Genomic DNA, 26,103 nt, shown 5'->3' with positions numbered 1-26,103 from the left:
GCCTGAAATGCAAACGGGGTGGCGACCCTTCGGCCATCACCCCGCATCCTGGCGTGCAGCTTCGTAGGGTGGATCGCGCTTCATCGATCCACCGCGCGGAGTTGCGGTGGATGTAAAAAGCGACATCCACCCTACGCTTTTCTCCAGCTTAAAGCTTTATTTCCACATAGGCTTCGTCGCGGATCTGACGCAGCCAGGCCTGCAGTTCTTCGTCGTACTTGCGGTTGCGCAGCAGGGTCAGGGCCTGTTGCTCGCGGAACTCCTCGCTGGCATCGGTGGCGCGGCGACCGAGGACTTCGAGGATATGCCAGCCATAGGGCGACTTGAACGCCTGGGACAGCTCGCCGCTGGCGGTATTGGCCATGACCTCGCGGAACTCGGGCACCAGCGAGGCGGGATCGATCCAGTTCAGGTCGCCGCCATTGAGGGCCGAGCCCGGGTCCTCGGAAAAGCTTTTCGCCAGCTGGGCGAAGTCTTCGCCGGCGCCGATGCGGTCGCGCAGGCGCTGCACCAGCAGGCGGGCTTCGTCGTCGCTGCGAATGGCGCTCGGCTTGATCAGGATGTGACGCACATGCACTTCGTCGCGCACCTGGGTTTCGCCGCCGCGCTTGTCCAGCAGCTTGAGCAGGATGAAGCCCGGTGGCGTGCGTACCGGCTGGGTCACTTCGCCGACGGTCAGTTCGCGGACCTGGCTGTCGAAGGGCGGTGGCAGCTGGGCAGCCTTGCGCCAGCCCATGTCGCCGCCCTCCAGGGCATTCTCGCTGGCCGAACGGGAGACCGCGAGGCGGGCGAAGTCGGCGCCCTGCTGCAGTTGCTGGTAGGTGTCCATGGCGGTGCGTTCGGCGGCCTGGATGGTCGCCGAATCGGCGGCTTCCGGCACGGCGATGAGGATGTTGGCCAGGTGGTATTCCTCGGACAGCTGCAGCTTGCCGAGGTCGGAGGCGAGGAAGTTCTGCACCTCCTGGTTGGAGACCTGGACGCGCTCGGCGATCCGGCGCTGGCGCACGCGGCTGATGATCATCTCGCGGCGGATCTGCTCGCGGGCGGTTTCCAGGCTCAGGCCGTCGCGGGTCAGGGCGTCGCGAAACTGCTCCGGGGTCATGTTGTTGCGCTGGGCGATGGTGCCCATGGCCTGGTTGAGCTCTTCGTCGGAAATGCGAATGCCGGAGCGCTCACCGATCTGCAGCTGCAGGTTCTCGGTGATCAGGCGCTCCAGCACCTGCTGCTGCAGCACGTCCATCGGCGGTGCGTCGGCGCCGCGCTTGTCGATGGTCTGCTGCACTTCGCGTATCCGCTGCTCCAGCTGGCTCTGCATGATGACGTCGTTGTCGACGATGGCCACCACGCGGTCCAGCGGCTGGACCTGGGCAAGGGCTGTGGGCGCGAGGGTCGCACCGCCCAGCAGCAGGGCGCCGAGCGCGAGCGGGCGGAGTACTTCAGAAAGCTTGATCTTCACGTTCACGGTAACCTTGGATGCCTTCGTCGAGGAAAGTTTCGGTCGCATTGCCGACTACGCCGCCGAGTCCCTTGAGGACGATCTGCAGGAAGATGCCGCGGTCCGGCTCATCATTGCGGTCGGGGTTGAGACTGGTCTCGTCGTAGTCGATCCAGTAGCGGTTGATCAGGCGCAGTTTCCAACAGCAGCTGTCGTACTCGAAGCCACCGAAGGCTTCCAGGGTGCGGCTGCGGCTGTAGTCGTGCTGCCAGCGGGCGATGACGCTCCATTGCGGGACGATCGGCCAGATGACGGAGAAGTCGTGCTGGTTGATCTTGTAGTAGTCCTTGATGCAGTTGGCCGGGTCGGTTTCGCAGTTGCCGTAGTCTCCGCCGTAGGTCCACTCGCCGGTCGCCTGGTCGAAGCGCATGGTGTCGTTGCGGTAGCGATAGCCGACGTTGACGATCTTGCCCGGGTTGTCGGCCGGCTGGTAGTGCCACATGGCGCTGCCGGAGCGGGTGCTGTGGCTGTCTGGGTCCCAGTTGAAGGTCGAGGTGAAGCGCCAGTCGCGGTTGTAGCGGTACATGTACTCCAGCGCATAGGGCGATACGTCGGACGTGGCACTGGCGCGGGTGCGGTAGTCGATGCCACGCAGCTGCACCTTGCGATCTTCGAAGTAGAACGCCTGGCCGATGCTGAAGCGCTGGCGCTCGAAGCCGTTGGCCTCGACCCAACGGTTGGTCACGCCGAGGGAGACCTGGTTGGCGTCGCCGATGCGGTCCTTGCCGGAGAAGCGGTTTTCGCGCCACAGCGAGGAGTAGCTGAAGCTGCTTTCGCCGGTATCGAAGACCGGGATGTCGTCCTGGTCTTCTTCCGGCACGTAGAGGTAGAACAGTCGGGGTTCGAGCGTCTGGTTGTAGTCCTTGCCGAACCATTGGGTGGCCCGGTCGAAATACAGGCCGCTGTCGACGCTGAAGATCGGTACGCTGCGGTTCTGGCTGCTGTCGAACGACTCATAGCTGGCCAGCGTGCTCTGCCCACGGCCGTCCAGGTCCAGGTCGTACTGGGTATAGGCATATTTTAGCGACGGCTTGAGGAAGCCCCACGACCAGTTCAGCGGCAGGCTGACGCCCGGTTCCAGGTGCAGGCGTTCGCCCTCGGCGCGGGTCAGGCCGCGCAGGCGGTCGTCGTACCACTGTTCCGGGTTGCCGTCCTCGTTGATGAAGTCGCCACTGCGCAGGTTACGCTGGAAGCTGACGAACTCGGTCTTGTAGGCGAAGTTCAGGCCGCCCGGCTGGAACGGCAGGCGTCCGTCGAGGGTCAGCTGCGGCAACCGCTCGTAGGGGGTGATGTCGGCTACCGTGGCACGCTCGTAGGCATGCATGTTCAGGCGGGCGGTGTAGCTGTCGCCGCGGTAGGTCAGGGTGCCGCGCTGGTCGAGGTGATCCGGCTGGTTGATGCCCAGGTTGCTGTCCAGGTCCTGGAAATAATACGGATCGCTGATATCGGTGTAGTCGACCTCGGCGAGCCAGCGCGAATCCAGGCCGGTGCGGTGTTGCCAGCTGTACATCCAGCGCTGGTCTTCGTACTCCGACTGCAGCTCGCGGTCGTCGTTGCTGTCGTCCAGGTAGGCCGCGCCGAACTGGCCTTCGCTGCTGCGCGTGAGGTAGCGGAACTGGCCTTCCATCAGCAGCCCGCGGTCGGTCATCAGGTGCGGGTACAGGGTGGCGTCGAAGTTCGGTGCCAGGTTGAAGTAGTAGGGCGTCTGCAGCGAGAAGCCGGTGTCGCTCGACGAGCCGATGCTCGGCGCGAGAAAGCCGGACTGGCGCCGGTCATCGATGGGGAAGTGGATATAGGGTGTGTAGAACACCGGAATATCCTTGACCCGCAGCGTGACGTTGGTGGCCGAACCGAAGCCGGTGGCGGGGTTCAGCGTGACGTTGTTGCCCTTCAGGTGCCAGCTGTTCTCGCCCGGCTCGCAGCTGGTGTAGGTACCGTCCTTGAGGCGGATGATCGCGGTCTCTTCGCGCTTGGCATATTGCGCGCTGCCGCGAACCTTGCCGGAGTGCACCACGTACTCGACGTTCTCGACCTTGGCCTCGCCACTGTCGAGGAAGATTTCCGCGCGGTCGCCGACCATCAGTGCGTTGCGATCGCGAAAGCGCACGTTGCCGCTCAGCTCGCCGCGATTCTCCAGCTGGTACAGATTGCCTTCGTCGGCCTCGGCCTGGATGCTGCCCTGGCGCAGGACCACGTCGCCGGCCAGGGTGGCGATTTCCTGTTCCTGCTCGTAGCGCGTGGCCTTGGCCGAGACATAGGTCGGCGCTTCGCTCATCGGGGTATCGTCGAATTTGCCGGGACGATCCGGCTCGACGTAGGTGCCGGCGCAGTAGGGGCCGGTTTCGGCGAGCTGGGCGGGCGTCAGCTGGTCGCGCGGGACCCAATCGAGATGGCTGTAATCGGCGCTGCGCGAGGCCAGGGCGCGGCCCTTGCTCTCGGTAACCAGGCGGGTGGTGGCGGTCGGCGCATCGGCCTTGGCGGTCGCGGGCGTGGCTGCGCTTGGCGTGCTGACGGCGCTGCCGCTGTGTACCGGGCGCGGCGGCAGGTCGGGCCTGGCGGCATTGGATGCGCAGTTCCAGCTGCCCGACGCGTCGGGCTGGCAGGCGAACTGTTCGGCCGCAACGACAAAAGGCACGGCTACCGGTTGCAATGCAAGCAGACCGCCAGTAACCAGTAGGGGGAATTTTCTACGAAACGCGGGGTATTTGACTGCCATCTTGTTCTTTGGTCCGTGCTTGCGGCGAGCCATCGTCCGGCTGGGCCGCACGCCTCTCGATGGGCTGAGAAAGATGCAGGATAATAAAGCATGACCCGCCTATCGGCTAGCGCCATGGAGACCCCTGGATGCCGCATCAAGATCAACGCCTGCTGGACGTCAGCGCCTGGCTGGAGCAACGACTGCCCGAGCTTTTCGCCCGCTGCGGCTGGGGCGAAGTGCCGGCCGCGCAACTGACCGCCGCGAGCAGCGACGCCAGTTTTCGCCGCTATTTCCGCTGGCAGGGCGGGACGCGCAGCCTGATCGTCATGGATGCGCCGCCGCCCCAGGAAGACTGTCGGCCCTTCGTCAAGGTCGCGCAGATGCTGGGTGCCGCCGGAGTGCACGTGCCGCAGGTGCTGGCCGCCGATCTCGAGCGCGGCTTCCTGTTGCTGACCGATCTGGGCCGCCAGACGTACCTCGATGTGATCGACCGGGACAACGCCGAGCGGCTGTTCGGCGATGCCATCGATGCGCTGCTGAAATTCCAGACGCATCCGGTCACGCAGGCCATGCCTGTCTATGACGAGGCCCTGTTGCGTCGCGAACTGCAATTGTTTCCCGAATGGTACGTGCAGCGTCATCTGGGCTGCGAATTCAGCGAGGCGCAGCAGGCGGCCTGGGCGCGGATCTGCCGGCTGCTGATCGATTCGGCGCTGGCGCAGCCGCAGGTGCTGGTGCATCGCGACTACATGCCGCGCAATCTGATGCTCAGTGAGCCCAATCCCGGCGTGCTGGATTTCCAGGATGCGGTGCTCGGTCCGGTCAGCTACGACATCACTTCACTGTTCAAGGATGCCTTCCTCAGTTGGCCCGAAGAGCAGGTGCGGGGCTGGCTGGAGGGCTACTGGCACAAGGCGCGCGCGGCGGGCGTGGCGCTGCCCGGCTCGCTCGACGAATTCCTGCGGGCCAGCGACCTGATGGGCGTGCAGCGCCACCTGAAGGTGATCGGCATCTTCGCGCGGATCTGTCACCGCGACGGCAAGCCGCGCTATCTGGCCGACGTGCCGCGGTTCTTCGACTACATCCGGGCGGTGCTGGCGCGGCGGCCGGAGCTGGCCGAACTGCAGCGCCTGCTGGACGAGCTGGCGCAGGAGGTGCGGCCATGAAGGCGATGATCCTCGCCGCGGGCAAGGGTGAACGCTTGCGCCCCTTGACCCTGCATACGCCCAAGCCGCTGGTGCGCGCCGGTGGTGTGCCGCTGATCGAGTATCACGTTCGCGGCCTGGCCGCGGCGGGGTACAAGGACGTGGTGATCAATCACGCCTGGCTCGGGCAACAGATCGAGGATTACCTCGGCGACGGCGCGCGCTTCGGTGTGCGGATTCGCTATTCGGCGGAGGGCGAGCCGCTGGAGACCGGCGGCGGTATTCAGCGCGCGCTGGGGTTGCTCGGCGGCGAGCCCTTCATGGTGGTGAACGGCGACATCTGGACCGACTACGACTTCGCGCGGCTACGCCGCCCGCTGGCGGGGTTGGCGCATCTGGTGCTGGTCGACAACCCGCAGCACAACCCGGAGGGGGATTTCCATCTCGTTGGCGGCGCCGTCACGCAGATCGACGGGGGCGGGGAGGGCCTGACCTATAGCGGCATGGCGGTGCTGCATCCCGAGCTTTTCCTCGGTTGCCAGGCCGGCGCGTTCAAGCTGGCGCCGCTGTTGCGTAGCGCGATGGTGGCGGGGCGGGTGAGTGGCGAGCACTACGCGGGAACCTGGGTGGATGTCGGTACCCACGAGCGCCTGGCCGAGGTCGAGCGGATTCTGGAGGCGCGACGCTGAATGTTCTGGCCCATCACGCTGTTGGGTGTCCTGATCGGCTGGCTCCTGGCGAGCATTCCCGGCGCCTTGCTCGGCGGATTGCTGGGGCAGGTGCTGGATCGCCGGTTGGGACTCGATTCCTGGGCCAGCCTGCGCGAACGCCTGGCGGGCAAGCCTGCGCTGCAGGGCAGCGAGTTGTTGTTCTTCCTGCTGGGGCGACTGGCCAAGAGCGGTGGCCGGGTCAGCCCGGCGCACATCCAGGCGGCGCGGGCCGAGATGCAGCGGCAGGGCTTCGACGGGCCGGCGCAACGCGCGGCCATCGAGGCGTTCAACCGCGGCAAGGCCAGTGGCGACGGGCTGCGTGCACCGCTGCAGCGGCTGCGCGGGCGCCGGGAGGAAAGTCGGCGCATCCTCCAGGCCTGCTGGAGCATGGCACGTGCCGAAGGACGCATGGGCTCGCGCGAGCATGAGCTGGTGCTGCTCTGGGGCAAGTGGATGGGCTGGGAAGCGGCAGAGGTAGCCGCGCTCGACCTGGGCGCGACTCGCCGGCAGGAGGCGCCAGCCGGCCGGGGCGGCGCCTACGAGCAGGCGCTGCAACTGCTGGGCGTTCGCCGGGACACCGACCCGCAACTGATCAAGCGCGCCTACCGGCGCCTGCTGAGCAAGCACCATCCGGACAAGCAGGCGGGCGCGGGAGCGAGCGCGGCCCAGGTCCGCGAGGCCACCGAGCGCACCCGCGAACTGCACAGCGCCTATGCGTTGATTCGCGAGCGCAGAGGCTTTCGCTGAGCGATTGCTCAGGGATGTCTCGTCAGCCAGCCGCGGATGCGCCGGTAGAGCTGTTCCTGTTCGTTGGCGCGGTCAGCCGGCAACACTGGCAGGGCGACCTGACTGTAGTCCGGATGACGTAGCCGGCGGCTCGTGTTGAGCCGTTCTCGGGCAGCTGCGCGAGTGGCGTCGCGATCCTCGAAATAGAAGTCGCCGGTGGCCAGTCGGAGTTCGCCGAGCAAGCGCTCCAGCGAGGGCTCCTGATCCGCCGGCGTGCGAACCTGCACCAGCAGCAGGTGCCGGACATCCGCCGGCGCCTGCTGCTGAAGATAGCGGGCCGCCCAGTAGGCGCCGCTGCCGTGCCCCAGCAGGACGATGGTTGCGGCGTTCTGCTGGCGGGCGAAGGCCAGTGCGCTGTCGATACGTGCACGGATCCGCTCGGCCTGGCTGGGTGCGGCTGTTGCCGGTTCGGGCTCGGCAGCCGGCTCGCTTTCTTCGTCGAGCGGGGGCGCTGTTTCGGCCGGCAGATAGCCGGCTTCGCTCGGCGGGTCGTCCGGGCGATTTTTCGTTGCGTCGTCTGCTTTGCTATCCGCTGGTGGAGCGGATTCGGGCGCCGCTTCGGCTGCGCTCGTGCGACTGAACAGCGGCTCGTCGGCATTCGGCAGGCTCAGGCTGAGGGTGTGCCAGCCGGCATCCGGCAGGCGCCGGCGCAGCGGGCCGATGGCGCTCGGCCAGTCGGCATTCTCGCCGGTGCCGGGCAGCAGGATCACCAGGCCCTTGGGCTGGCCGTCGTTGGCAGGCAGGTGGAGCGCGACGAAACGTTCGTCGCCGGCCTGCAGCCGCACCGCCTGTTGTGGCAGCAGGCGCGCCAGCTCTTCGGCTTCCAGGGTGCTGCGCTCGGCCAGTGCCGGACGCAGGGCAACGGGCGCGGCGGGTGGTGTCTCGGGCTCGGTCGGCGTTGCGTTATCTTCGGCCCAGGTGCCGAGCGGCACGAGCAGCGCCAGCGCGCCAACCAGCATCTTCAACGTCATCGATGGACTCCTTGGCAGATCGCCAGCCTAGCCGCCGCCGGCGTATCTGGCCAGACGTCGCCCCGCCCCGGGCCGGGCTCGGTTACACTAGCCGGCTCGTGTTTTACGCCGCCAGAGGTGCGTCATGCAGCCGTTCGCCATCGCCCCGTCCATCCTCTCCGCCGACTTCGCCCGCCTGGGCGATGAGGTCGACAAGGTCCTCGCCGCCGGCGCGGATATCGTCCACTTCGACGTGATGGACAACCACTACGTGCCCAACCTGACCATCGGCCCGATGGTCTGCGCGGCACTGCGCAAGTACGGCATCGGCGCGCCGATCGACGTGCACCTGATGGTCAAGCCGGTGGACCGCATCATCGGCGACTTTCTCGAGGCCGGCGCCAGCTACATCACCTTCCACCCCGAGGCCTCCGAGCACATCGATCGCTCGCTGCAGCTGATCCGCGACGGCGGCGCCAAGGCCGGCCTGGTGTTCAACCCGGCGACGCCGCTGGACGTTCTGAAGTACGTCATGGACAAGGTCGACATGGTGCTGCTGATGAGCGTCAACCCGGGCTTCGGCGGGCAGAAATTCATTCCCGGCACCCTCGCCAAGCTGCGCGAGGCGCGCGCGCTGATCGACGCCAGCGGTCGCGACATCCGCCTGGAGATCGACGGTGGGGTGAACGCCGGGAACATCGGCGAGATCGCCGCGGCTGGCGCCGATACCTTCGTCGCTGGCTCGGCGATCTTCGGCCAGCCCGACTACAAGACGGTGATCGACAGCATGCGCAGCGAGCTGGCCCGGGTACGTCCATGACGGCGCTGGAGCGGCTGTTCGAGGGCGCTCTGCCGCGCCTGGTGATGTTCGACCTGGACGGCACGCTGATGGATTCCGTGCCGGACCTGGCCGCCGCCGTGGACAGCATGCTGCTGCAACTGGGGCGCGCGCCGGCCGGGATCGAGCGCGTGCGCGACTGGGTCGGCAACGGCTCGCGGGTCCTGGTACGCCGCGCCTTGGCCGGGCAGTACGAGCACGCCGGCGTCGACGAGGGCGAGACCGAGTTGGCGTTGGCGCTGTTCATGCAGGCCTACGCCGGCGGCCATGCCCTCACCCGCGTCTATCCGGGCGTGCGCGAATGCCTGGACTGGCTCGCTGCGCGGCAGGTGGGCCTGGCGGTGATTACCAACAAGCCGGCACAGTTCGTCGCCCCGCTGCTCGCGGAAAAGGACCTGGGCGGCTATTTCGGCTGGCTGGTCGGGGGCGATACGCTGCCCCAGCAGAAGCCCGATCCGGCGGCACTGTTCTGGGTGATGGACAAGGCCGGGGTCAGCGCGGCCGCGTCGCTGTTCATCGGCGACTCGCGCAACGACGTGCAGGCCGCGCACGCGGCCGGGGTGCGTTGTGTCGCGGTCAGCTATGGCTACAACCACGGCCGGCCGATCGCCGAGGAGGCGCCGGAACTGGTGCTGGACGACCTGCGTCTGCTGGTTGCTTCGGATTCGGGGCTGCGCTAGTGTGACCGGACTCTTTTTGCCCCGCCGAAGAGATCAGCTCGTGGTGATTACCCGCAAACAATGGATGAAAGTCATCAAGGCCCTGGCCCGCTGGCGCTGGCGCGCCTGACTTTTTCCTGCCGGCGCCGCCGGTACGTTTGCCCTTTTTTTGTTCGTCCCTCCTCAGACCACGAGGCTGACATGACCCGCGAAGAATTCCTGTGCCTGGCCGCTGAAGGCCATAACCGCATCCCGCTGTCGTTCGAAACGCTGGCCGATTTCGATACGCCGCTGTCGCTCTACCTGAAGCTGGCCGATGCGCCCAACACCTATCTGCTGGAGTCCGTGCAGGGCGGCGAGAAGTGGGGGCGCTACTCGATCATGGGCCTGCCGTGCCGCACCGTGCTGCGGGTGCATGACCACCAGGTGCGCGTCACGGTGGATGGCGTCGAGACGGAACGCTGCGAAGCCGACGATCCGCTGGCTTTCGTCGAGGCCTTCAAGCAGCGCTACCGCGTCGCCCCGGTGGCCGGGCTGCCGCGCTTCAACGGCGGGTTGGTGGGCTATTTCGGCTACGACAGCGTGCGCTACGTCGAGCGCAAGCTGGCCCACTGCCCCAATCCCGATCCGCTGGGCACGCCGGACATCCTGCTGATGGTCTCCGATGCGCTGGTGGTGTTCGACAACCTGGCCGGCAAGCTGCATTGCATCGTGCTGGTCGATCCCGCGGCGGAGAATGCCTACGAAGAAGGCCAGGCCTACCTGCGTCAGCTGCGCCAGCGCCTGCGGCAATCCATCACGCCGCGCCTGGGGCTGGATTTCGAGGCCGGGCCGGGGACCGAGCCGGCCTTCCGTTCCAGTTTCAGCCATGCGGATTTCGAGCAGGCGGTGCGCCGTATCAAGGACTACATCCTCGCCGGCGACTGCATGCAGGTGGTGATTTCGCAGCGCATGTCCATCCCGTTCCGCGCGGCACCCATCGACCTCTACCGGGCGCTGCGCTGCTTCAACCCGACGCCCTACATGTACTTCTTCAATTTCGGCGATTTCCACGTGGTGGGCTCGTCGCCGGAGGTGCTGGTGCGGGTCGAGGACGGCCTGGTCACCGTACGGCCGATCGCCGGCACTCGCCCGCGTGGCGCCAGCGAAGAGGCCGACCTGGCGCTGGAGCAGGACCTGCTGTCGGACACCAAGGAGCTGGCCGAACACCTGATGCTGATCGACCTGGGGCGCAACGACGTCGGCCGCGTGGCCGAGACCGGCTCGGTCAAGGTCACCGAGAAGATGGTCATCGAGCGCTATTCGAACGTCATGCATATCGTCTCCAACGTCACCGGCCAGTTGAAGGCGCCGCTGTCGGCCATGGATGCGCTGCGTGCGATCCTGCCGGCGGGCACCCTGTCCGGCGCACCGAAGATCCGCGCCATGGAGATCATCGACGAGCTGGAGCCGGTCAAGCGCGGCGTCTACGGCGGTGCCGTGGGTTACCTGGCCTGGAACGGCAACATGGACACCGCCATTGCCATCCGCACCGCGGTGATCAAGGACGGCGAGCTGCACGTGCAAGCCGGCGCCGGCATCGTCGCCGACTCGCAGCCGGCGCTCGAATGGGAAGAAACGCTGAACAAACGCCGCGCCATGTTTCGCGCGGTGGCCCTCGCCGAGCGCGACGAGCAGGAGAACTGATCATGCTGCTGATGCTGGATAACTACGATTCCTTCACCTACAACGTGGTGCAGTACCTCGGCGAGTTGGGCGCGGACGTCAAGGTGGTGCGTAACGACGAGCTCAGCGTGGCCGAGATCGAGGCGCTGCAGCCGGAGCGTATCGTGGTGTCGCCGGGCCCCTGCACGCCGAACGAGGCGGGCGTGTCGCTGGAGCTGATCCGCCATTTCGCCGGCAAGCTGCCGATCCTTGGGGTCTGCCTGGGCCACCAGAGCATCGGCCAGGCCTTCGGCGGCGACGTGGTGCGCGCGCGCCAGGTGATGCACGGCAAGACCAGTCCCGTGTTCCACCACGATCAGGGTGTGTTCGCCGGGCTGAACAATCCACTCACCGTCACCCGCTACCACTCGCTGGTGGTCAAGCACGAAACCCTGCCCGACTGCCTGGAGATTACCGCCTGGACCCGTCTGGAAGATGGCTCGGTCGACGAGATCATGGGCCTGCGGCACAAGACGCTGAATGTCGAGGGCGTGCAGTTCCACCCCGAATCGATCCTCACCGAGCAGGGCCACGAGCTGTTCGCCAATTTTCTGAAGCAGACCGGAGGTGTGCGCTGATGGATATCAAGGAGGCCCTCAACCGCATCGTCGCCCAGCTGGACCTGACGACCGAAGAGATGCAGGCGGTCATGCGCCAGATCATGACCGGGCAGTGCACCGACGCCCAGGTCGGCGCCTTCCTCATGGGCATGCGTATGAAGAGCGAGACTATCGACGAGATTGTCGGTGCCGTGCAGGTGATGCGCGAGCTGGCCGAGCCGGTGCCGTTCGACACCGACAAGCTGGTTGACACCTGCGGGACCGGCGGCGACGGGATGAACATCTTCAACGTCTCCACCGCCGCGTCGTTCGTGGTGGCGGCGGCCGGCGGCAAGGTGGCCAAGCACGGCAACCGGGCGGTTTCCGGCAAGAGCGGTAGCGCCGACCTGCTCGAGGCGGCCGGAGTCTATCTGGCGCTGACGCCGCCGCAGGTGGCGCGCAGCGTCGATACCGTCGGGGTCGGCTTCATGTTCGCGCCGGCTCATCATGGCGCAATGAAGTTCGCCGCCGGGCCACGGCGCGAGCTGGGCCTGCGTACCCTGTTCAATATCCTCGGGCCGATGGCCAATCCGGCCGGGGTCAGGCACCAGGTGCTCGGCGTGTTCAGCAAGGCGCTGTGCCGGCCGATGGCCGAGGTGCTGGCGCGGCTGGGCAGCAAGCATGTGCTGGTGGTGCACGCGCAGGACGGGCTGGACGAGATCAGCCTGGCCGCACCGACGTTCGTGGCCGAGCTGAAGGACGGCGAAATCCGCGAATACAGCATCCAGCCGGAGGACTTCGGCATCAAGAGCCAGAGCCTGATCGGGCTCAACGTGGACGATGCCCAGGGTTCGCTGACACTGATCCGCGATGCGCTGGGTCGCCGGCAGACCGAGAATGGCCAGAAGGCCGCCGAAATGATCGTACTCAACGCCGGCGCCGCGTTGTATGCCGCCGACGTGGCGGCGAGCCTGAAGCAGGGAATCGAAATGGCGCATGATGCCCTGTGCACCGGCCTCGCCCGGGACAAGCTGGAAGAACTGGTTTCCTTCACCGCCGTGTTCCGCCAGGAGAATCAGCAATGAGCGTGCCGACCGTGCTGGAGAAGATCATCGCACGCAAGTTCGAGGAGGTTGCCGAGCGGCGCAGCCGCGTCCGGCTGGCGGAACTGGAGCAGCGTGCGGCCGTCGCCGACCCGCTGCGCGGCTTCGCCAGGGCGCTCGAGCAGCGTGTGCGCAACAAGGAAGCGGCAGTGATCGCCGAGGTGAAGAAGGCTTCGCCGAGCAAGGGCGTGATCCGCGATCCCTTCCATCCGGCCGAGATCGCTGCCAGCTACGAGGGCGGCGGTGCCGCCTGTCTGTCGGTGCTGACCGATATCGATTTCTTCCAGGGCGCTGACGCCTACCTGCAGCAGGCCCGTGCGGCCTGCTCGTTGCCGGTGATCCGCAAGGATTTCATGGTCGATCCCTACCAGGTGGTCGAGGCGCGGGCGCTGGGCGCCGACTGCATCCTGCTGATCGTCGCCGCGCTGGACGATGCGCGCATGCACGAGCTGGCCGCGGTGGCCAAGGAACAAGGGCTGGACGTGCTGGTCGAGGTTCATGACGGTGACGAGCTGGAGCGGGCGCTGCGCCTGGAAACGCCGCTGGTGGGCATCAACAATCGCAACCTGCATACCTTCGAGGTCAGCCTGGAAACCACCCTGGACCTGCTGCCGCGAATTCCGCAGGACCGCCTGGTGATAACCGAGAGCGGCATCCTCAATCGTGCCGATGTCGAGCTGATGGAGATCAACCAGGTCTACGCATTCCTGGTCGGTGAAGCCTTCATGCGTGCCGAGCAGCCAGGGGTGGAGTTACAGCGGCTGTTCTTCCCCGAGCGCGCGCGCAGCCGCACCGTGGTGGCCGATCCGGAGTGACGGGGCCGCCGCTGCCTGCGCCTGCAGGCAGCGGTAGTCGGGGCGTTCAGCGTGTGCCGAACACCACCATGGTCTTGCCCTTGACGTAGACCAGGCCCTGGGACTCCAGGCTCTTGAGCACGCGGCCGACCATCTCGCGGGAGCAGCCGACGATGCGGCCGATCTCCTGGCGGGTGATCTTGATCTGCATGCCATCGGGATGGGTCATGGCATCCGGCTGCTTGCACAGGTCCAGCAACGTGCGGGCGACGCGGCCGGTGACATCGAGGAAGGCCAGGTCGCCGACCTTGCGCGTGGTGTTGCGCAGGCGCTCGGCCATTTGGCTGCCGAGGGCATAGAGGATGTCAGGGTCCTGTTGGGTCAGTTCGCGGAACTTCGCGTAGCTCAGCTCCGCGACTTCGCATTCGGTCTTGGCGCGCACCCAGGCGCTGCGTTCCTTTTCGGCGCCTTCCTTTTCGAAAAGTCCCATCTCCCCGAAGAAGTCGCCCGCGTTGAGGTAGGCGATGATCATTTCGCGCCCGTCATCGTCCTCGATGAGAATGGTGACCGAGCCTTTGACGATGAAGAACAAGGACTCGCAACGGTCGCCGGCATAGATGATCGTGCTTTTGGCGGTGTAGCGGCGCCTATGGCAATGCGCGAGCAACTTGTCGATGTTCTTTATCTTGGGCGTAAGTGTGATAGCTACCATGCTGTGGGTCCCGGATAAGTACTCAATTAAGGCTGATTCTTCTTATATGTCGCTTATGTCGCTGTCATTTAGCTGGCGTCAGCTTAACAGACGTAGGTAGACCGGCAACACGTTGCGACAATGGAAACGAGATGGTCAAGGGCACCTTTAGTCGCGTGTGCTGTCGTCGGCTATCCAGGCGCGCATGTTAAGCTATCGGCCCCGTTTTTTATGGAGTTGGCGATGAAAGCGCGCATTCAATGGGTCGACGGCGCCATGTTCGTCGGCGAGTCGGGCAGCGGTCATGCGGTGGTGATGGATGGGCCACCTGAAAATGGTGGGCGCAACCTCGGCGTGCGGCCGATGGAGATGCTGCTCCTGGGGCTCGGCGGCTGCAGCAATTTCGATGTGGTGAGCATCCTGAAGAAGTCCCGCCAGGCGGTGGAAAGCTGTGAGGCTTTCGTCGAGGCGGAGCGCGCCAGCGAAGATCCCAAGGTGTTCACCCGGATTCACCTGCGCTTCGTGGTAAAAGGCCGCGGCCTGAAGGAGGCCCAGGTCAAGCGTGCGGTAGAACTGTCGGCGGAGAAGTACTGCTCGGCTTCGATCATGCTGGGCCGGGCCGGGGTCGAAATCACGCATGCGTACGAGATCGTCGAGCTCGGCTGACTCGCGTTCCCGCTCTTCTGCTTCGTGTGTCCGCGTTTACGTCCATAAGAGGTGGCGAACGCGGGTATCGACGCCACACGTTCTGCATAATGCGCGCCCCGATTTGCTCGGGTCGTTTCATTCAATCCGCAAAAACCATAAATCGCCGGTGCGAAGAGGTGTTTTCCGTCCTACGCAGGTGCCTCGGCATCTGACGGGCATGCTCATCACGCGGTAGTGCCGCAACAAGGGAGTGCTTCCCAATGGTGAAAAGCAAACTCAAGCTCCACGGGTTCAACAACCTGACCAAGACCTTGAGCTTCAACATTTATGACATCTGCTATGCCGAGACGCCTGAAGATCAACAGGCCTACGTGCAGTACATCGATGAAGAGTACGACGCCGAGCGGCTTACCCAGATTCTGACCGATGTTGTCGACATCATTGGTGCCAACATTCTGAACATTGCCCGCCAGGATTACGAGCCGCAAGGCGCCAGCGTGACGATCCTGATCTCCGAGCAGCCGGTGACGCCGACCGACAGCCAGATCGAGGAATCTCCGGGGCCGCTGCCGGAGACCATCCTGGCGCACCTCGACAAGAGCCATATCACGGTCCATACCTATCCGGAAATCCACCCGGTGGAGGGTATCGCCACCTTTCGCGTGGACATCGATGTGTCGACCTGCGGCGTGATTTCACCGTTGAAGGCACTCAACTATCTGATCCATCAGTTCGATTCGGATATCGTCACCGTGGATTACCGCGTGCGTGGCTTCACGCGCGATGTCGAGGGCAAGAAGCACTTCATCGATCATGCGATCAACTCGATCCAGAACTACCTTTCCGAAGACACCCGTTCGGCTTATCAGATGACCGACGTGAATGTGTATCAGGAGAATCTGTTCCACACCAAGATGCTGCTCAAGCACTTCGCGCTGGAGAACTACCTGTTCGGCGACGCGACCCGCAATCTTTCAGCGGAGCAGCGCAAGCAGGTCGAAGACCGCCTGCGCCACGAGATGCTGGAAATCTTCTACGCCCGCAACATGCCCGGGCAGGCGTAACGCGCCGTAAAGGAAAAAGGGCACTTCGGCGCCCTTTTTCCTTGGGTGCTGCTCGCCTCAGATCCGGTAGGTGGCCTTGGTCATCACCTTGGAAACCAGGCTCATGCCGAACTTGACCGGCGCCGGGAAGCGCAGGCCGCCAGCCTCCAGTGCGCTGGTGGCATGCTGTGCTTCGTCCTCGCGCATTTGCTGCAGGATCGCACGGGATTTCTCGTCGTTCGCCGGCAGCTGGCCCAGATGGTCGTCCAGATGCTTGCAGACCTGATCTTCGGTCGCGGCGACGAAGCCCAGGCTGATGCGGTCGCTGATCAGGCCTGCGGAAGCACCTATGCCGAACGATAGCCCGTAGAACAGGGGGTTGAGCACGCTGGTGTGGCTACCCAGTTGGCGGATCCGCTGCTCGCACCAGGCCAGGTGATCGACCTCCTCGTCGGCGGCCTGCTCCATGGCCTGGCGCACCTGCGGCAGCCGGGCGGTGAGGGCCTGGCCCTGGTACAGCGCCTGGGCACAGACCTCGCCGGTATGGTTGATGCGCATCAGGCCGGCGACATGGCGGGTTTCGCTGTCGTTGAGCTCGGCCTCGTTTTTCAGGACGGCGGGTGACGGCCGGGCCGGCTGCCCGCTGAACGGAAGCAGGGTTCGTAGCGCGGCATCGGCCTGCATCAGCAGGCGGTCGGCTGGGGAGTAATGGCGTTGGCTGGGCATATGTCCTCCGGGCAGGTCGGGAGCTGGCGAGTCGCGTCAACGGGCTCGCCATCAGCCTGGCGGCCAATGCATCTGGCGTTGACCGAGTACGTGCATGTGAATGTGGTAGACCGTCTGGCCGCCGAGGTCGTTGCAGTTCATCACCACCCGGAAGCCGTCCTGGCAGCCTTGCTCTTCGGCCAGGCGCTGGGCAGTGAAAAGAAGGTGCCCGGCCAGTATCTTGTCGTCGTCCTCGCTCAGGTCGTGCAGCGTGGCGATGTGCTTCTTCGGAATCACCAGAAAGTGTACGGGGGCCTGAGCGGCGATATCGTGGAAGGCGATAATCTGGTCGTCTTCGTAAAGCTTGCGCGCGGGAATGTCCCCGGCCACGATCTTGCAAAACAGACAGTCCATGGCAGTTCTCCGGGAGAGATCGGTCAGACAGTGTAACAGGGCGTCAGGGTGAGCCTGTACAGGGAGGTGGCGTGAAGAACGATATACATGATCTGGGCCTGGTCCTGGAGTCCCGGGTGAGGCTGGTGCTGGTCGAGTCGTGGGACGAGCAGCGAGTGCTGGAGACGCTGACCGGGCTTGCGGTCAGGCAGGGGCTCGGCTTCTACGTATGGTCCGTGACCGAGGGGCTGCGCCATCTGGCCTTCGGCGGCGAACTGCAGGGCGGCGAGCAAAGCTGCACCCCGGAAATCGCGCTCAAGCTGGTCAAGCACGACCCGGGGGCTAATCTCTATGTCTTCTGCGATTTGCACCCGTTTCTCGATGAACCGCGGTTGGTCCGGCTGCTCAAGGAGATCGCCATGAGCGGAGCGCCGTCGGCGCCGACCGTGGTGCTGGTCTCCCATGCGCTCAAGCTGCCTGCGGAAGTGCAGCGGCATGCGGCGCGATTCAGCCTGTCGTTGCCAGCCGAGGAGGAACTGCTCGCCATCGTCCGTGACGAGGCGACCCGCTGGAGCGAGCGCAATCGCGGCGCGCGGGTGCGTACCGACAATCGAACCCTGCAGCAGGTGGTGAAGAATCTTCGCGGGCTGAGTCATGCCGAGGCACGCGCCTTGGCGCGTAACGTGATCTGCGACGATGGAGCCATTACCCAGGAAGACCTTCCCGAGCTCAACCGCAGCAAGTTCCAGTTGCTGGATCTCGATGGCGTGCTTGGTTTCGAGTACGAAACGGCACGCTTCGCCGAGGTGGGTGGGCTGGCGCAATTCAAGCGCTGGCTGGCCGAGCGCCAGGGTGCCTTTCTGAGCGGGCAGGGTGATGATCTGCCGCGGGGGGTGATGCTGGTCGGGGTGCAGGGTGGGGGCAAGAGCCTGGCGGCCAAGGCTGTGGCGGGCCTGTGGGGGCTGCCGCTGCTACGGCTGGATTTCGCCTGCCTGTACAACAAGTACTTCGGCGAGACCGAGCGCAATCTGCGCGATGCGCTGAAACTGGCCGAGCAGATGGCGCCGTGCGTGCTGTGGATGGACGAGATCGAAAAGGGCCTGGCGACCGGCGACATGGATGGCGGGGTCAGTCAGCGAGTCCTGGGCACGCTGCTGACCTGGATGGCCGAACGTGCCGCGCCGGTGTTCCTGGTCGCCACCGCCAATGCGATCGAGCGTCTGCCGCCAGAGCTGCTGCGCAAGGGGCGTTTCGATGAGCTGTTCTTCGTCGACCTGCCGGACCTGGAAACCCGGGCGGAAATCTTCCGCATCCATCTCGCGCGCCGAGAATTGCGGGCCGAGGATTTCGGGCTGGCGGTGCTGGCCGAGGCCAGCGAAGGCTTCTCCGGCGCCGAGATCGAGCAGGTGGTGGTGAGTGCCGTCTACGCCGGGCAGGCCCGGCAGCGGCAGGTCGACCAGGCGATGCTGCTCGAGAGCATTCGGGCGACCTCGCCGCTCTCCGTGGTGATGGCTGAGGGCCTGGCCGCGCTCCGGCAGTGGGCCCATGGGCGCACGGTGCCGGCCGGTTAGGGTAGCCCGGCCGGACGGCTAGAAGCCTGCGCCTTGGCGTAGGTGAACCAGTTCCGGTACGGTCAATGCCGCTACCAGGCCGCCGAGGACCGCGACCAGCCAGAGGGCTGCGAGGATCTTCACCGATCGGCTGTTGGGTGGCGGCGGTGAGCCGTAGCGATTGACTTGCCGATTGCCGGGCATCAGCAGCATGACGAGCGGAAAGAGGCTGCCTACGACCGGTACCAGATTCAGCAGGATCAGCCAGCCGGACCAGCCGAAGTCATGCAGGCGCTGCACGCCGATCTGCACGCTGACCACCAGCAGGCCGACGCCGATCAGGCCCATGCAGATCAGGCCGGCAGTGCTGGATATCGCCATGACGATCGCGGCAATGCCGAACAGGCCCATCGCCGCGGCCATGACTACCAATGACCAGGCCAGATAGCGCAGCCGGCCGATACGACCGGTGACGGAAAGAGGCCGGAGTTCGCCATAGGTGGGTAGCGCTTCGCCGATAGATGCCGACGGCGGTGCATAGGGTGAGGCCGGTGTGCTGGAGGCTTTGCTTGTCGCCGGGGCGTTGGCCGACAGCGCCTGGCGCGCCAGGTATTTCTCGATGATGATGCCGCAGGCCTGGCACTCGCTGGACTTGTCCTGGAGATGGCCGCACTTGGGGCATGTCATGCGTGCCATGGCCGATACGGCCGGCTGTGCAGCCTGCTCTTCTTCGGTTTGCACCAGGCTGAGTGGTACGCCGGGGTGTTCGGCTTCCTTGTATGCCTTGGCGCCGGCGCGCTGCAGAGCGCCGAGGTAGCGGTCGGCTTCAGCGCTGTTGAGTTTGCTCTTGAGGACCGCCGCCTGGCCGCCGAATAAGCGCTCGATCTTGCCGGCGTCGGTCTTGAACAGGTTCGCCAGATTGGCCTTCACGGTTTCCAGCGGCATCCCGGGGAGCAGTTCGCCATCGAAGACGATCTTGTAGTGAGCTTCTTGCATACGGCATCCATGTCACAAGGAGTCGGAAGGCAAAGAGTAGAGGGCCTGGCCGGTCGAAACAAGAAGTGCCAGCCGGGCCTTCGAAGCGGGTAACGATTTCCTTGTCGACCCGCGGGAAAAAACGGCGTTGATCCGATTCTCAGAACGGTTTGACCACCACGAGGATCACGATCGCCAGCAGGAAAAGAACCGGAATCTCGTTGAACCAGCGGTAGAACACATGACTGCGGGTATTGTCGTCGCGGGCGAAGCGTTTGAGCTGGGCACCGCACATGTGGTGATAGCCGATCAGCAGGAGGACGAGGGCCAGCTTGGCATGCAGCCAGCCGCCGGTGCTGAACAGGCCAGGGTTGACCAGGATCATCCAGATGCCGAACACCAGCGTGGCGATCATCGACGGCAGCATGATGCCGCGATAAAGCTTGCGTTCCATGATCTTGAAGCGCTCCCGGCTGGGCTGGTCCTCGCTCATCGCGTGATAGACGAACAGGCGTGGCAGATAGAACAGGCCGGCGAACCAGCAGACGACGGCAATGATGTGCAGCGCTTTGAGCCAGAGGTAGAGCATCGATTGAATCCTTGGTCGGCAAATGCGTCGATAGTAGTGGCAGTCGAGGCGCAGGTCATCCTGGCGGTTGGCCCACGATCAAAGCGGCTTTATCATCGGCGTCTTTACGGGTTCAGTTGAGGGCAGGTCATGGTCAAGGTCGGTATCGTCGGCGGCACGGGCTACACCGGGGTCGAATTGCTGCGTCTGCTGGCCCAGCATCCCCAGGCCGAAGTGGCGGTGATCACCTCGCGTTCCGAGAACGGGGTGAAGGTCACCGACATGTACCCGAACCTGCGCGGTCACTATGACGATCTCGCCTTCAGCGTGCCTGACGTGGCCACGCTGGGCGGCTGCGACGTGGTCTTCTTCGCCACCCCGCATGGCGTCGCCCATGCGCTGGCCGGCGAACTGCTGGCTGCCGGCACGCGGGTGATCGACCTGTCTGCCGATTTTCGCCTGCAGGATGCCGAGGAGTGGGCGAAGTGGTATGGGCAGGCGCACGGTGCTCCCGAACTGCTTCCGGAGGCGGTCTACGGGTTGCCTGAAGTCAATCGCGAACAAATCCGCAAGGCTCGGCTGATCGCCGTTCCCGGTTGCTACCCCACGGCGACCCAGCTGGGGTTCCTGCCGTTGCTGGAAAGCGGTCTGGCCGATGCTTCGCGGCTGATCGCCGACTGCAAATCGGGTGTCAGCGGCGCCGGGCGGGCGGCCAAGCTTGGCTCGCTGTTCACCGAGGCCGGCGAAAGCATGATGGCTTATGCGGTGAAGGGGCATCGGCACCTGCCGGAAATCGGCCAGGGACTGCGGCGTGCCGCCAAGAGTGAGGTGGGGCTGACCTTCGTCCCGCACCTGACGCCGATGATCCGTGGTATCCATGCCACCCTGTACGCCACGGTTGCCGATACTTCCGTCGATTTGCAGCGCTTGTACGAGCAGCGCTATGCCAACGAGCCTTTCGTCGACGTGATGCCCGCTGGAAGCCATCCGGAGACGCGCAGCGTGCGGGGGGCCAACGTCTGCCGTATTGCGGTGCACCGCCCTCAAGGCGGGGAACTGGTCGTCGTACTCTCGGTGATCGACAATCTGGTGAAAGGCGCGTCCGGCCAGGCCATCCAGAATATGAATATCCTGCTGGGGCTGGACGAGCGGCTGGGGCTTGGCAACGTGGCGCTGCTGCCCTGAGGGGGCGCTTGTGTTTGCAGGCCGGGACGACCACTGCTTTGCTGAAGTGGTCGAGCCCTCATGGTGAATAGTTGACCAGTTTTGTCAGGAAAGCCGATAATGCATCGTCAAAGCAGTAGGGCGTTTCACGCCAGGAGAACCCAATGAGTGTCGAATCCTTCACGCCCACCGCCATCCAGTTCAGTCAGGGGGCTGCGAGCAAGGTGAAGAATCTGGTCGATGAGGAAGGCAACCCGCGTTTGAAGCTGCGCGTCTTCGTCACGGGTGGCGGTTGCTCGGGGTTCCAGTACGGCTTCACCTTCGATGAGGATGTGGCGGACGACGATACGGTCATCGAGCGAGAGGGGGTGAGCCTGGTCGTCGATCCCATGAGCTACCAGTACCTGGCAGGTGCCGAGGTTGATTACCAGGAGGGCCTGGAGGGTTCTCGTTTCGTCATCAAAAATCCGAATGCGACAACGACCTGCGGTTGCGGACAGTCGTTTTCCATCTAACGCCCGTCAATTCGCATGCGCCGTGCCTTGCACGGCGTTTTTTTGGAGGTCAGGCAGGGTAGATGGCCCCGAGGATTCGGCTGCCGCGAGCGCCGGTTACGGCAGGGCGATTGGCTGGAATGCCTTCGAGGCAACAATGGGCGAGCCAGGCGAAAGCCATTGCCTCCACCCAATCCGGAGGAACGCCGTGGCGGTCGGTGCTGCTGACTTCGCAGGACGGGAGCAAGGCCTGCAGGCGTCGCATCAGTGCGCTGTTATGCGCGCCGCCACCACACACCAGCAGTGCCTGGGTCTGCGGTTGAGCTTCGAGGAGTGCGTTGCTGATGGTTTTGGCCGTCAACTCCAGCAATGTCGCTTGCACATCCTCCGGGCGCAACCCGCTGTGACGGGCCAGATGAGCGTCGAGCCATGGCAGGTTGAATAGCTCGCGCCCCGTGCTCTTTGGTCCGCGTGTGGCGAAGAAGTCTTCGCCGAGCAGCGCCGCGAGTAAGTCCTGGTCGATCATGCCGCTTGCCGCCCATTCTCCGTTCCGGTCAAACGGGAGATTCTTTTCGCGCTGGATCCAGGCGTCCATGAGCACGTTACCGGGGCCGCAGTCAAAGCCACGCGAGGGCGTACTGGGCGATAGAAGGCTGAGGTTGCTGAATCCGCCAATATTAAGGACCGCACGAATCTGTTGATGGCAGCCAAATGCGGATTCGTGAAAGGCGGGCACCAATGGCGCGCCTTGGCCTCCGGCGGCTACATCGCGGCGGCGAAAATCGCTGATGACGGTAATGCCGGTCAGTTCTGCCAATAGCGCCGGATTGCCGATCTGGATGGTGAATCCCCGGTGTGGCTCGTGCCGCACGGTCTGTCCGTGACTGCCAATGGCCCGCACCGCTTGAGGTGATAGCTGCTGTTCACTGAGCAGCCGCTGAATACTGTCGGCGGCCAGTTCGGCCCAGCGCTGCTCGGTGATGGCTGCACGAGCGAGTTCATCGTTTCCCGGGGAGCACAGCGCCAGCAGCTCGTGACGAAGCTGGGCAGGCATCGGCTGGAACAGTGTCGCCAGCAATCGGGTGCAGGGGCCTTGCTCGATGAGCGCGATGTCCAGGCCATCCAGACTGGTACCCGACATCACTCCCAGATAGAGCGCCATGTTTACTGCTGGCTGAGCGCAAGCATGGTGGCTTTTTCTTCATCCATGCGCGCCATCAAGGGCTGGCTCAGCTGAAGAAAGCGCTGCTTCTCGTTCTTGGCAATCGGGTCGGCCATCGGTAGCTTGAGTCCCAGGGGGTCGACATGTACGCCGTCGACCTGGAATTCGTAGTGCAGGTGTGGCCCGGTGGATAGCCCGGTAGTGCCGATATAACCGATGATCTGGCCCTGCTTTACTGCAGAGCCATTGCGTACACCTTTCGCAAAACCCTGCATGTGTGCATAGAGGGTGCGGTAGCGCTGACCATGCTGGATGATCACGGTATTGCCGTAGCCGCCCTTGCGGCCCGCGAGCAGGACCTTGCCATCGCCAGCACTCTTGATCGGCGTTCCGCGGGGGGCTGCATAGTCGACGCCTTTGTGCGCGCGGATCTTGTTCAGGATCGGATGCTTGCGTCCGTTGGAAAAGCGTGAGCTGATCCTGGCGAAGTCTACCGGCGTCCGGATGAACGCCTTGCGCATGCTGGTACCGTCGGCATTGTAATAGCTGGTGGCGCCATCCTTGTTGGTATAGCGCACGGCGGAATACGTCTTGCCGCGATTGGTGAATCGCGCTGCGAGAATGTTGCCGGTTCCGACGCGCCGGCCTTCGACGGTCTTCTCTTCATAAATGACTTCGAAGCTGTCGCCTTTGCGAATGTCCAGCGCGAAGTCGATGTCGTAACCGAAGACGTTGGCCAGGTCCATCGTCAGGTTATGGCTGAGGCCGGCGCGCTTCGCGGCGAGGAACAGGCTGCTGTCGATTTCGCCATGAGCATAGACAGGGGTGGTCTCCGGCTTGATCTGTTCCTTCTTGAAGGCGTAGCCGTCGGTGGTCTTCTCGAGCTGCAGGCTTTCCAGGCTGTTGAGTTTGCTGCGCAGGCTGGCCAGTTCTCCTTGGTCGGTAAGCTGGAACTCCAGGGTCTGGCCGATCTTCAGGTGAGAGAATTGCTTGGCATCCTTGCTGCTTGCCAGCACTGCATGGACTTCCGACGACGGGAGGCCCACCTTTGCAAATACCGTCGATAGCGTATCTCCATTGGCTACCACGACGGTCTTCGATAGAGCATCGACCTCGGCTTCCTTCGCCGCGGCAATGGCTTCTTCCGGAGTGCGTTGATCGTTGGTCTCGGCGTTGGTCTCGGTCGCGCCGGTGCGTGCGAAAGGGGAATCCTCGGAGGCGCTCGAATTGCTATCGGGTGCGCTGAAGATCTGTTCCGATGCCGACTCGAGCTTCAGGTCGATAAAGGTCTTCTTAGCTTCGACTTCGCGTGAGGGAAATACGAGGAGAGCCAGGCTCAGCAGCGCGGCTACACCACTGGCAGCCAGAAGATGGCTTTTGGGGTAGTTCGGAGCTTTTGATTTGGAGTGCATCATTAGGCTTCTGGCATTTTGGCACGGAAATAACTGTCTAAAATATAAGCAAACCCTAGCGGAGGCAACCCTCGAAATGGCTCATCTGCCGGCCGGTTGCAGGCATGTGGTTTGTAAATGGCCGGCGATCTTGTAATGTTGTCGCCCTTAATATTTTCGGTATGGGACTTGCCATGAAGTCGGTTGAAGAGCAGTTGTCGGTGATCAAGCGGGGCGCTGATGAAGTGCTCGTCGAGTCCGAATTGATCGCCAAGCTGAAGCGGGGCCAGCCTTTGCGTGTCAAGGCTGGGTTCGATCCTACCGCTCCCGACCTTCATTTGGGCCATACCGTGCTCATCAACAAGATGCGCCAGCTTCAGGATCTGGGGCATCAGGTGATCTTCCTTATAGGGGATTTCACGGGGATGATTGGTGATCCAAGTGGCAAAAGTGCTACCAGGCCTCCCCTGACGCGTGACCAGGTACTCGAGAATGCCGAGACCTACAAGGCCCAGGTGTTCAAGATTCTCGATCCGGCAAAGACCGAGGTGGCGTTCAATTCGACCTGGATGGACAAGCTCACGCCGGCCGACTTCATCCGGCTCGCCTCGCAATACACCGTTGCGCGCATGCTCGAGCGCGATGACTTCAGCAAGCGCTACTCCAGTAACCAGCCGATCGCCATTCACGAGTTCCTTTATCCGCTGGTCCAAGGATATGACTCGGTGGCGCTCAAGGCCGATATCGAGCTCGGTGGCACCGACCAGAAGTTCAACCTGCTGATGGGGCGTGAGCTGCAGCGAGCGTACGGGCAGGAATCTCAGTGCGTGATTACGATGCCGCTTCTTGAAGGCCTTGATGGTGTCAAGAAGATGTCCAAGTCCCTTGGCAACTACGTCGGCATCCAGGAGGCGCCTGGTGTCATGTATAGCAAGCTGGTGTCGATACCCGATGCGCTGATGTGGCGCTACTTCGAGCTGCTCAGCTTCCGCTCCGTCGAGGAGATCAATGCATTTCGTGTTGACGTCGCACATGGTGCGAATCCGCGTGATATCAAGATCAAGCTGGCTGAAGAAATCGTTGCGCGCTTCCATGGCGAGGAGGCGGCGGCAGCTGCGCATCGCTCGGCTGGTAATCGAATGAAGGATGGCGAGCTGCCGGAAGATTTGCCGGAAGTCGAACTGGTGTCCGATCAGGACATGCCAATCGCATCAGTCCTTAATAAGGCGGGGCTCGTTAAAAATGCCGCCATGGCACGCGACCTGCTGGGGGCTGGGAGTGTGCGGGTGGATGGTCAGGTCGTTGATCGCGGCTTTGTATTCCGCTGCGGGGTGAGTCATGTCTGTCAGGCGGGCAAGAAGGCATTCGCGCGTATTTCCCTGAAGTTGGAATAAACCCGAAATAAACGGTTGACGGGGGAAATCAGGTCCCTATAATGCGCACCACTTCCGGCGCAGTCCTCAAGCAAAACCTCTTGTAAATCAAAAGGTTAGCGAAATAAAGAGGTTGCGCTGGCGGCGAATTCGAGTAGAATGCGCCGGGCTGGCAGAGGCGATGGTCGAGTCCTGTCGGTGCTTCGGTCGGTTCGATCGAAAGCGGTTGAAAGAGGTGGTTGACAGTGGTTTTGAACGCTGTATGATTCGCCTCCCGCTGACGAGAGATGCAGGTTGATCGAAGGCGCAAGCGGTTGAGTAGAAAAGAAATTTTCGAAAAACAGCTTGACAGCGAGAAAGGCTGCTGTAGAATGCGCGGCCTCGGTTGAGACGAAAGGCTTGATCGAAACGCTCTTTAACAACTGAATCAAGCAATTCGTGTGGGTGCTTGTGAGTGTAAGACTGGTAGTCGCAAGATTATCAGCATCACAAAGCAACACTCGTGAATTCGAGAGTTACTCTTTC

General features: G+C 63.8%; 25 protein-coding genes. 15 read left to right on the top strand and 10 right to left on the bottom strand.

The window, feature by feature from the left end:
- Positions 1 to 148 precede the first annotated feature (148 nt).
- Positions 149 to 1,456 (bottom strand): peptidylprolyl isomerase, encoded by a 1,308-nt coding sequence (locus tag CXK94_RS00130; protein ID WP_102893322.1) that lies wholly within the window; start codon positions 1,454 to 1,456, stop codon positions 149 to 151.
- A complete protein-coding gene (locus CXK94_RS00125; protein WP_102892824.1) occupies positions 1,437 to 4,211 on the bottom strand; it encodes an LPS-assembly protein LptD in 2,775 nt (924 codons plus the stop codon). The genes CXK94_RS00130 and CXK94_RS00125 overlap by 20 nt, the downstream gene beginning before the upstream one ends.
- 128 nt (positions 4,212 to 4,339) lie before the next feature.
- Between CXK94_RS00125 and CXK94_RS00120 the strand changes: the two genes are divergently transcribed.
- Genes CXK94_RS00120 through CXK94_RS00110 form a run of 3 tightly spaced genes read left to right on the top strand, consistent with a single transcriptional unit; the run spans position 4,340 to position 6,795 of the window.
- A complete protein-coding gene (locus CXK94_RS00120) occupies positions 4,340 to 5,359 on the top strand; it encodes an aminoglycoside phosphotransferase family protein (protein ID WP_102892823.1) in 1,020 nt (339 codons plus the stop codon).
- Entirely contained in the window at positions 5,356 to 6,027 is a 672-nt protein-coding gene (murU, locus tag CXK94_RS00115) for an N-acetylmuramate alpha-1-phosphate uridylyltransferase MurU (protein WP_102892822.1), read from the top strand. The genes CXK94_RS00120 and murU overlap by 4 nt, the downstream gene beginning before the upstream one ends.
- Positions 6,028 to 6,795 carry a DnaJ domain-containing protein gene (locus CXK94_RS00110; RefSeq protein ID WP_102892821.1) on the top strand — a complete coding sequence of 256 codons (768 nt, stop codon included), beginning with the start codon at positions 6,028 to 6,030 and terminating at the stop codon, positions 6,793 to 6,795.
- A gap of 8 nt (positions 6,796 to 6,803) precedes the next feature.
- On the opposite strand, the gene CXK94_RS00105 is transcribed toward CXK94_RS00110, so the two are convergent.
- Positions 6,804 to 7,805 (bottom strand): alpha/beta hydrolase family protein, encoded by a 1,002-nt coding sequence (locus CXK94_RS00105; RefSeq protein ID WP_256046067.1) that lies wholly within the window; start codon positions 7,803 to 7,805, stop codon positions 6,804 to 6,806.
- 124 nt (positions 7,806 to 7,929) lie between these two features.
- Between CXK94_RS00105 and rpe the strand changes: the two genes are divergently transcribed.
- The 6 genes from rpe (at position 7,930) to trpC (ending at position 13,442) form a co-directional block, all read left to right on the top strand.
- Complete coding sequence (gene rpe / locus CXK94_RS00100) at positions 7,930 to 8,604, top strand: ribulose-phosphate 3-epimerase (RefSeq protein WP_102892820.1); 675 nt, start codon at positions 7,930 to 7,932, stop codon at positions 8,602 to 8,604.
- Entirely contained in the window at positions 8,601 to 9,302 is a 702-nt protein-coding gene (locus CXK94_RS00095; protein ID WP_102892819.1) for a phosphoglycolate phosphatase, read from the top strand. Before rpe ends, CXK94_RS00095 begins: the two co-directional genes overlap by 4 nt.
- Positions 9,303 to 9,482: 180 nt before the next feature.
- Entirely contained in the window at positions 9,483 to 10,967 is a 1,485-nt protein-coding gene (gene trpE, locus CXK94_RS00090) for an anthranilate synthase component I (RefSeq protein ID WP_102892818.1), read from the top strand.
- A gap of 2 nt (positions 10,968 to 10,969) precedes the next feature.
- Positions 10,970 to 11,563, top strand: a complete 594-nt coding sequence (locus CXK94_RS00085) for an aminodeoxychorismate/anthranilate synthase component II (RefSeq protein ID WP_102892817.1) — start codon at positions 10,970 to 10,972, stop codon at positions 11,561 to 11,563.
- Entirely contained in the window at positions 11,563 to 12,609 is a 1,047-nt protein-coding gene (gene trpD / locus CXK94_RS00080; RefSeq protein ID WP_102892816.1) for an anthranilate phosphoribosyltransferase, read from the top strand. Before CXK94_RS00085 ends, trpD begins: the two co-directional genes overlap by 1 nt.
- Positions 12,606 to 13,442 carry an indole-3-glycerol phosphate synthase TrpC gene (gene trpC / locus CXK94_RS00075; RefSeq protein WP_102892815.1) on the top strand — a complete coding sequence of 279 codons (837 nt, stop codon included), beginning with the start codon at positions 12,606 to 12,608 and terminating at the stop codon, positions 13,440 to 13,442. The genes trpD and trpC overlap by 4 nt, the downstream gene beginning before the upstream one ends.
- Before the next feature lie 46 nt (positions 13,443 to 13,488).
- Here the strand turns inward: trpC and crp are convergent, their stop codons facing one another.
- Entirely contained in the window at positions 13,489 to 14,133 is a 645-nt protein-coding gene (gene crp / locus CXK94_RS00070; RefSeq protein WP_037037793.1) for a cAMP-activated global transcriptional regulator CRP, read from the bottom strand.
- 222 nt (positions 14,134 to 14,355) lie between these two features.
- On the opposite strand from crp, the gene CXK94_RS00065 reads away from it, so the two are divergent.
- Together CXK94_RS00065 and speD are read left to right on the top strand one after the other, a co-directional pair.
- Positions 14,356 to 14,778: an OsmC family protein gene (locus CXK94_RS00065; RefSeq protein WP_037037791.1), complete on the top strand. Its 423-nt coding sequence runs from the start codon at positions 14,356 to 14,358 to the stop codon at positions 14,776 to 14,778.
- A 245-nt stretch (positions 14,779 to 15,023) separates the two neighbouring features.
- On the top strand, positions 15,024 to 15,824 hold the full coding sequence (gene speD, locus CXK94_RS00060) for an adenosylmethionine decarboxylase (protein WP_037037890.1): 801 nt from the start codon (positions 15,024 to 15,026) through the stop codon (positions 15,822 to 15,824).
- A gap of 57 nt (positions 15,825 to 15,881) precedes the next feature.
- Here speD and coq7 read toward each other — a convergent pair whose 3' ends face one another.
- Together coq7 and CXK94_RS00050 are read right to left on the bottom strand one after the other, a co-directional pair.
- A complete protein-coding gene (gene coq7 / locus CXK94_RS00055; RefSeq protein WP_037037789.1) occupies positions 15,882 to 16,529 on the bottom strand; it encodes a 2-polyprenyl-3-methyl-6-methoxy-1,4-benzoquinone monooxygenase in 648 nt (215 codons plus the stop codon).
- Positions 16,530 to 16,580: 51 nt separating this feature from the next.
- Positions 16,581 to 16,922 carry a histidine triad nucleotide-binding protein gene (locus tag CXK94_RS00050; protein WP_037037787.1) on the bottom strand — a complete coding sequence of 114 codons (342 nt, stop codon included), beginning with the start codon at positions 16,920 to 16,922 and terminating at the stop codon, positions 16,581 to 16,583.
- A gap of 71 nt (positions 16,923 to 16,993) precedes the next feature.
- On the opposite strand from CXK94_RS00050, the gene CXK94_RS00045 reads away from it, so the two are divergent.
- Positions 16,994 to 18,472, top strand: a complete 1,479-nt coding sequence (locus CXK94_RS00045) for an AAA family ATPase (RefSeq protein WP_102892814.1) — start codon at positions 16,994 to 16,996, stop codon at positions 18,470 to 18,472.
- Positions 18,473 to 18,490: 18 nt separating this feature from the next.
- On the opposite strand, the gene CXK94_RS00040 is transcribed toward CXK94_RS00045, so the two are convergent.
- The gene (locus CXK94_RS00040) at positions 18,491 to 19,447 is read right to left on the bottom strand and encodes a DUF805 domain-containing protein (RefSeq protein ID WP_102892813.1); all 957 of its coding nucleotides are present in this window, start codon (positions 19,445 to 19,447) and stop codon (positions 18,491 to 18,493) included.
- Positions 19,448 to 19,586: 139 nt separating this feature from the next.
- Positions 19,587 to 20,015, bottom strand: a complete 429-nt coding sequence (gene hemJ / locus CXK94_RS00035; protein ID WP_037037784.1) for a protoporphyrinogen oxidase HemJ — start codon at positions 20,013 to 20,015, stop codon at positions 19,587 to 19,589.
- Positions 20,016 to 20,144: 129 nt separating this feature from the next.
- Between hemJ and argC the strand changes: the two genes are divergently transcribed.
- Together argC and erpA are read left to right on the top strand one after the other, a co-directional pair.
- On the top strand, positions 20,145 to 21,179 hold the full coding sequence (argC, locus tag CXK94_RS00030) for an N-acetyl-gamma-glutamyl-phosphate reductase (protein WP_102892812.1): 1,035 nt from the start codon (positions 20,145 to 20,147) through the stop codon (positions 21,177 to 21,179).
- Between the two features lie 143 nt (positions 21,180 to 21,322).
- Positions 21,323 to 21,673 (top strand): iron-sulfur cluster insertion protein ErpA, encoded by a 351-nt coding sequence (gene erpA / locus CXK94_RS00025; RefSeq protein WP_037037781.1) that lies wholly within the window; start codon positions 21,323 to 21,325, stop codon positions 21,671 to 21,673.
- 49 nt (positions 21,674 to 21,722) lie between these two features.
- Here erpA and CXK94_RS00020 read toward each other — a convergent pair whose 3' ends face one another.
- Both CXK94_RS00020 and CXK94_RS00015 read right to left on the bottom strand, forming a co-directional pair.
- A complete protein-coding gene (locus tag CXK94_RS00020; protein WP_102892811.1) occupies positions 21,723 to 22,814 on the bottom strand; it encodes an anhydro-N-acetylmuramic acid kinase in 1,092 nt (363 codons plus the stop codon).
- A 2-nt stretch (positions 22,815 to 22,816) separates the two neighbouring features.
- The gene (locus CXK94_RS00015; RefSeq protein ID WP_102892810.1) at positions 22,817 to 24,229 is read right to left on the bottom strand and encodes a peptidoglycan DD-metalloendopeptidase family protein; all 1,413 of its coding nucleotides are present in this window, start codon (positions 24,227 to 24,229) and stop codon (positions 22,817 to 22,819) included.
- A gap of 170 nt (positions 24,230 to 24,399) precedes the next feature.
- On the opposite strand from CXK94_RS00015, the gene tyrS reads away from it, so the two are divergent.
- Entirely contained in the window at positions 24,400 to 25,599 is a 1,200-nt protein-coding gene (gene tyrS / locus CXK94_RS00010; protein ID WP_102893320.1) for a tyrosine--tRNA ligase, read from the top strand.
- The last annotated feature ends 504 nt before the right edge of the window (positions 25,600 to 26,103 follow it).

Source organism: Stutzerimonas stutzeri (assembly GCF_002890915.1).
Classification (GTDB): domain Bacteria; phylum Pseudomonadota; class Gammaproteobacteria; order Pseudomonadales; family Pseudomonadaceae; genus Stutzerimonas; species Stutzerimonas stutzeri_AF.
The sequence above is the reverse complement of the archived record's forward strand: the minus strand, read 5'-3'. Positions and strand labels throughout refer to the sequence as shown.

Bases quoted from the DNA above. Each gene is read 5' to 3' on its own strand.
- CXK94_RS00125 (WP_102892824.1), bottom strand. From the start codon at position 4,211: ATGGCAGTCAAATACCCCGCGTTTCGTAGAAAATTCCCCCTACTGGTT.
- CXK94_RS00120 (WP_102892823.1), top strand. From the start codon at position 4,340: ATGCCGCATCAAGATCAACGCCTGCTGGACGTCAGCGCCTGGCTGGAG.
- murU (WP_102892822.1), top strand. From the start codon at position 5,356: ATGAAGGCGATGATCCTCGCCGCGGGCAAGGGTGAACGCTTGCGCCCC.
- CXK94_RS00110 (WP_102892821.1), top strand. From the start codon at position 6,028: ATGTTCTGGCCCATCACGCTGTTGGGTGTCCTGATCGGCTGGCTCCTG.
- CXK94_RS00105 (WP_256046067.1), bottom strand. From the start codon at position 7,805: ATGACGTTGAAGATGCTGGTTGGCGCGCTGGCGCTGCTCGTGCCGCTC.
- rpe (WP_102892820.1), top strand. From the start codon at position 7,930: ATGCAGCCGTTCGCCATCGCCCCGTCCATCCTCTCCGCCGACTTCGCC.
- CXK94_RS00095 (WP_102892819.1), top strand. From the start codon at position 8,601: ATGACGGCGCTGGAGCGGCTGTTCGAGGGCGCTCTGCCGCGCCTGGTG.
- trpE (WP_102892818.1), top strand. From the start codon at position 9,483: ATGACCCGCGAAGAATTCCTGTGCCTGGCCGCTGAAGGCCATAACCGC.
- CXK94_RS00085 (WP_102892817.1), top strand. From the start codon at position 10,970: ATGCTGCTGATGCTGGATAACTACGATTCCTTCACCTACAACGTGGTG.
- trpD (WP_102892816.1), top strand. From the start codon at position 11,563: ATGGATATCAAGGAGGCCCTCAACCGCATCGTCGCCCAGCTGGACCTG.
- trpC (WP_102892815.1), top strand. From the start codon at position 12,606: ATGAGCGTGCCGACCGTGCTGGAGAAGATCATCGCACGCAAGTTCGAG.
- crp (WP_037037793.1), bottom strand. From the start codon at position 14,133: ATGGTAGCTATCACACTTACGCCCAAGATAAAGAACATCGACAAGTTG.
- CXK94_RS00065 (WP_037037791.1), top strand. From the start codon at position 14,356: ATGAAAGCGCGCATTCAATGGGTCGACGGCGCCATGTTCGTCGGCGAG.
- coq7 (WP_037037789.1), bottom strand. From the start codon at position 16,529: ATGCCCAGCCAACGCCATTACTCCCCAGCCGACCGCCTGCTGATGCAG.
- CXK94_RS00050 (WP_037037787.1), bottom strand. From the start codon at position 16,922: ATGGACTGTCTGTTTTGCAAGATCGTGGCCGGGGACATTCCCGCGCGC.
- CXK94_RS00040 (WP_102892813.1), bottom strand. From the start codon at position 19,447: ATGCAAGAAGCTCACTACAAGATCGTCTTCGATGGCGAACTGCTCCCC.
- hemJ (WP_037037784.1), bottom strand. From the start codon at position 20,015: ATGCTCTACCTCTGGCTCAAAGCGCTGCACATCATTGCCGTCGTCTGC.
- argC (WP_102892812.1), top strand. From the start codon at position 20,145: ATGGTCAAGGTCGGTATCGTCGGCGGCACGGGCTACACCGGGGTCGAA.
- erpA (WP_037037781.1), top strand. From the start codon at position 21,323: ATGAGTGTCGAATCCTTCACGCCCACCGCCATCCAGTTCAGTCAGGGG.
- CXK94_RS00020 (WP_102892811.1), bottom strand. From the start codon at position 22,814: ATGGCGCTCTATCTGGGAGTGATGTCGGGTACCAGTCTGGATGGCCTG.
- CXK94_RS00015 (WP_102892810.1), bottom strand. From the start codon at position 24,229: ATGATGCACTCCAAATCAAAAGCTCCGAACTACCCCAAAAGCCATCTT.
- tyrS (WP_102893320.1), top strand. From the start codon at position 24,400: ATGAAGTCGGTTGAAGAGCAGTTGTCGGTGATCAAGCGGGGCGCTGAT.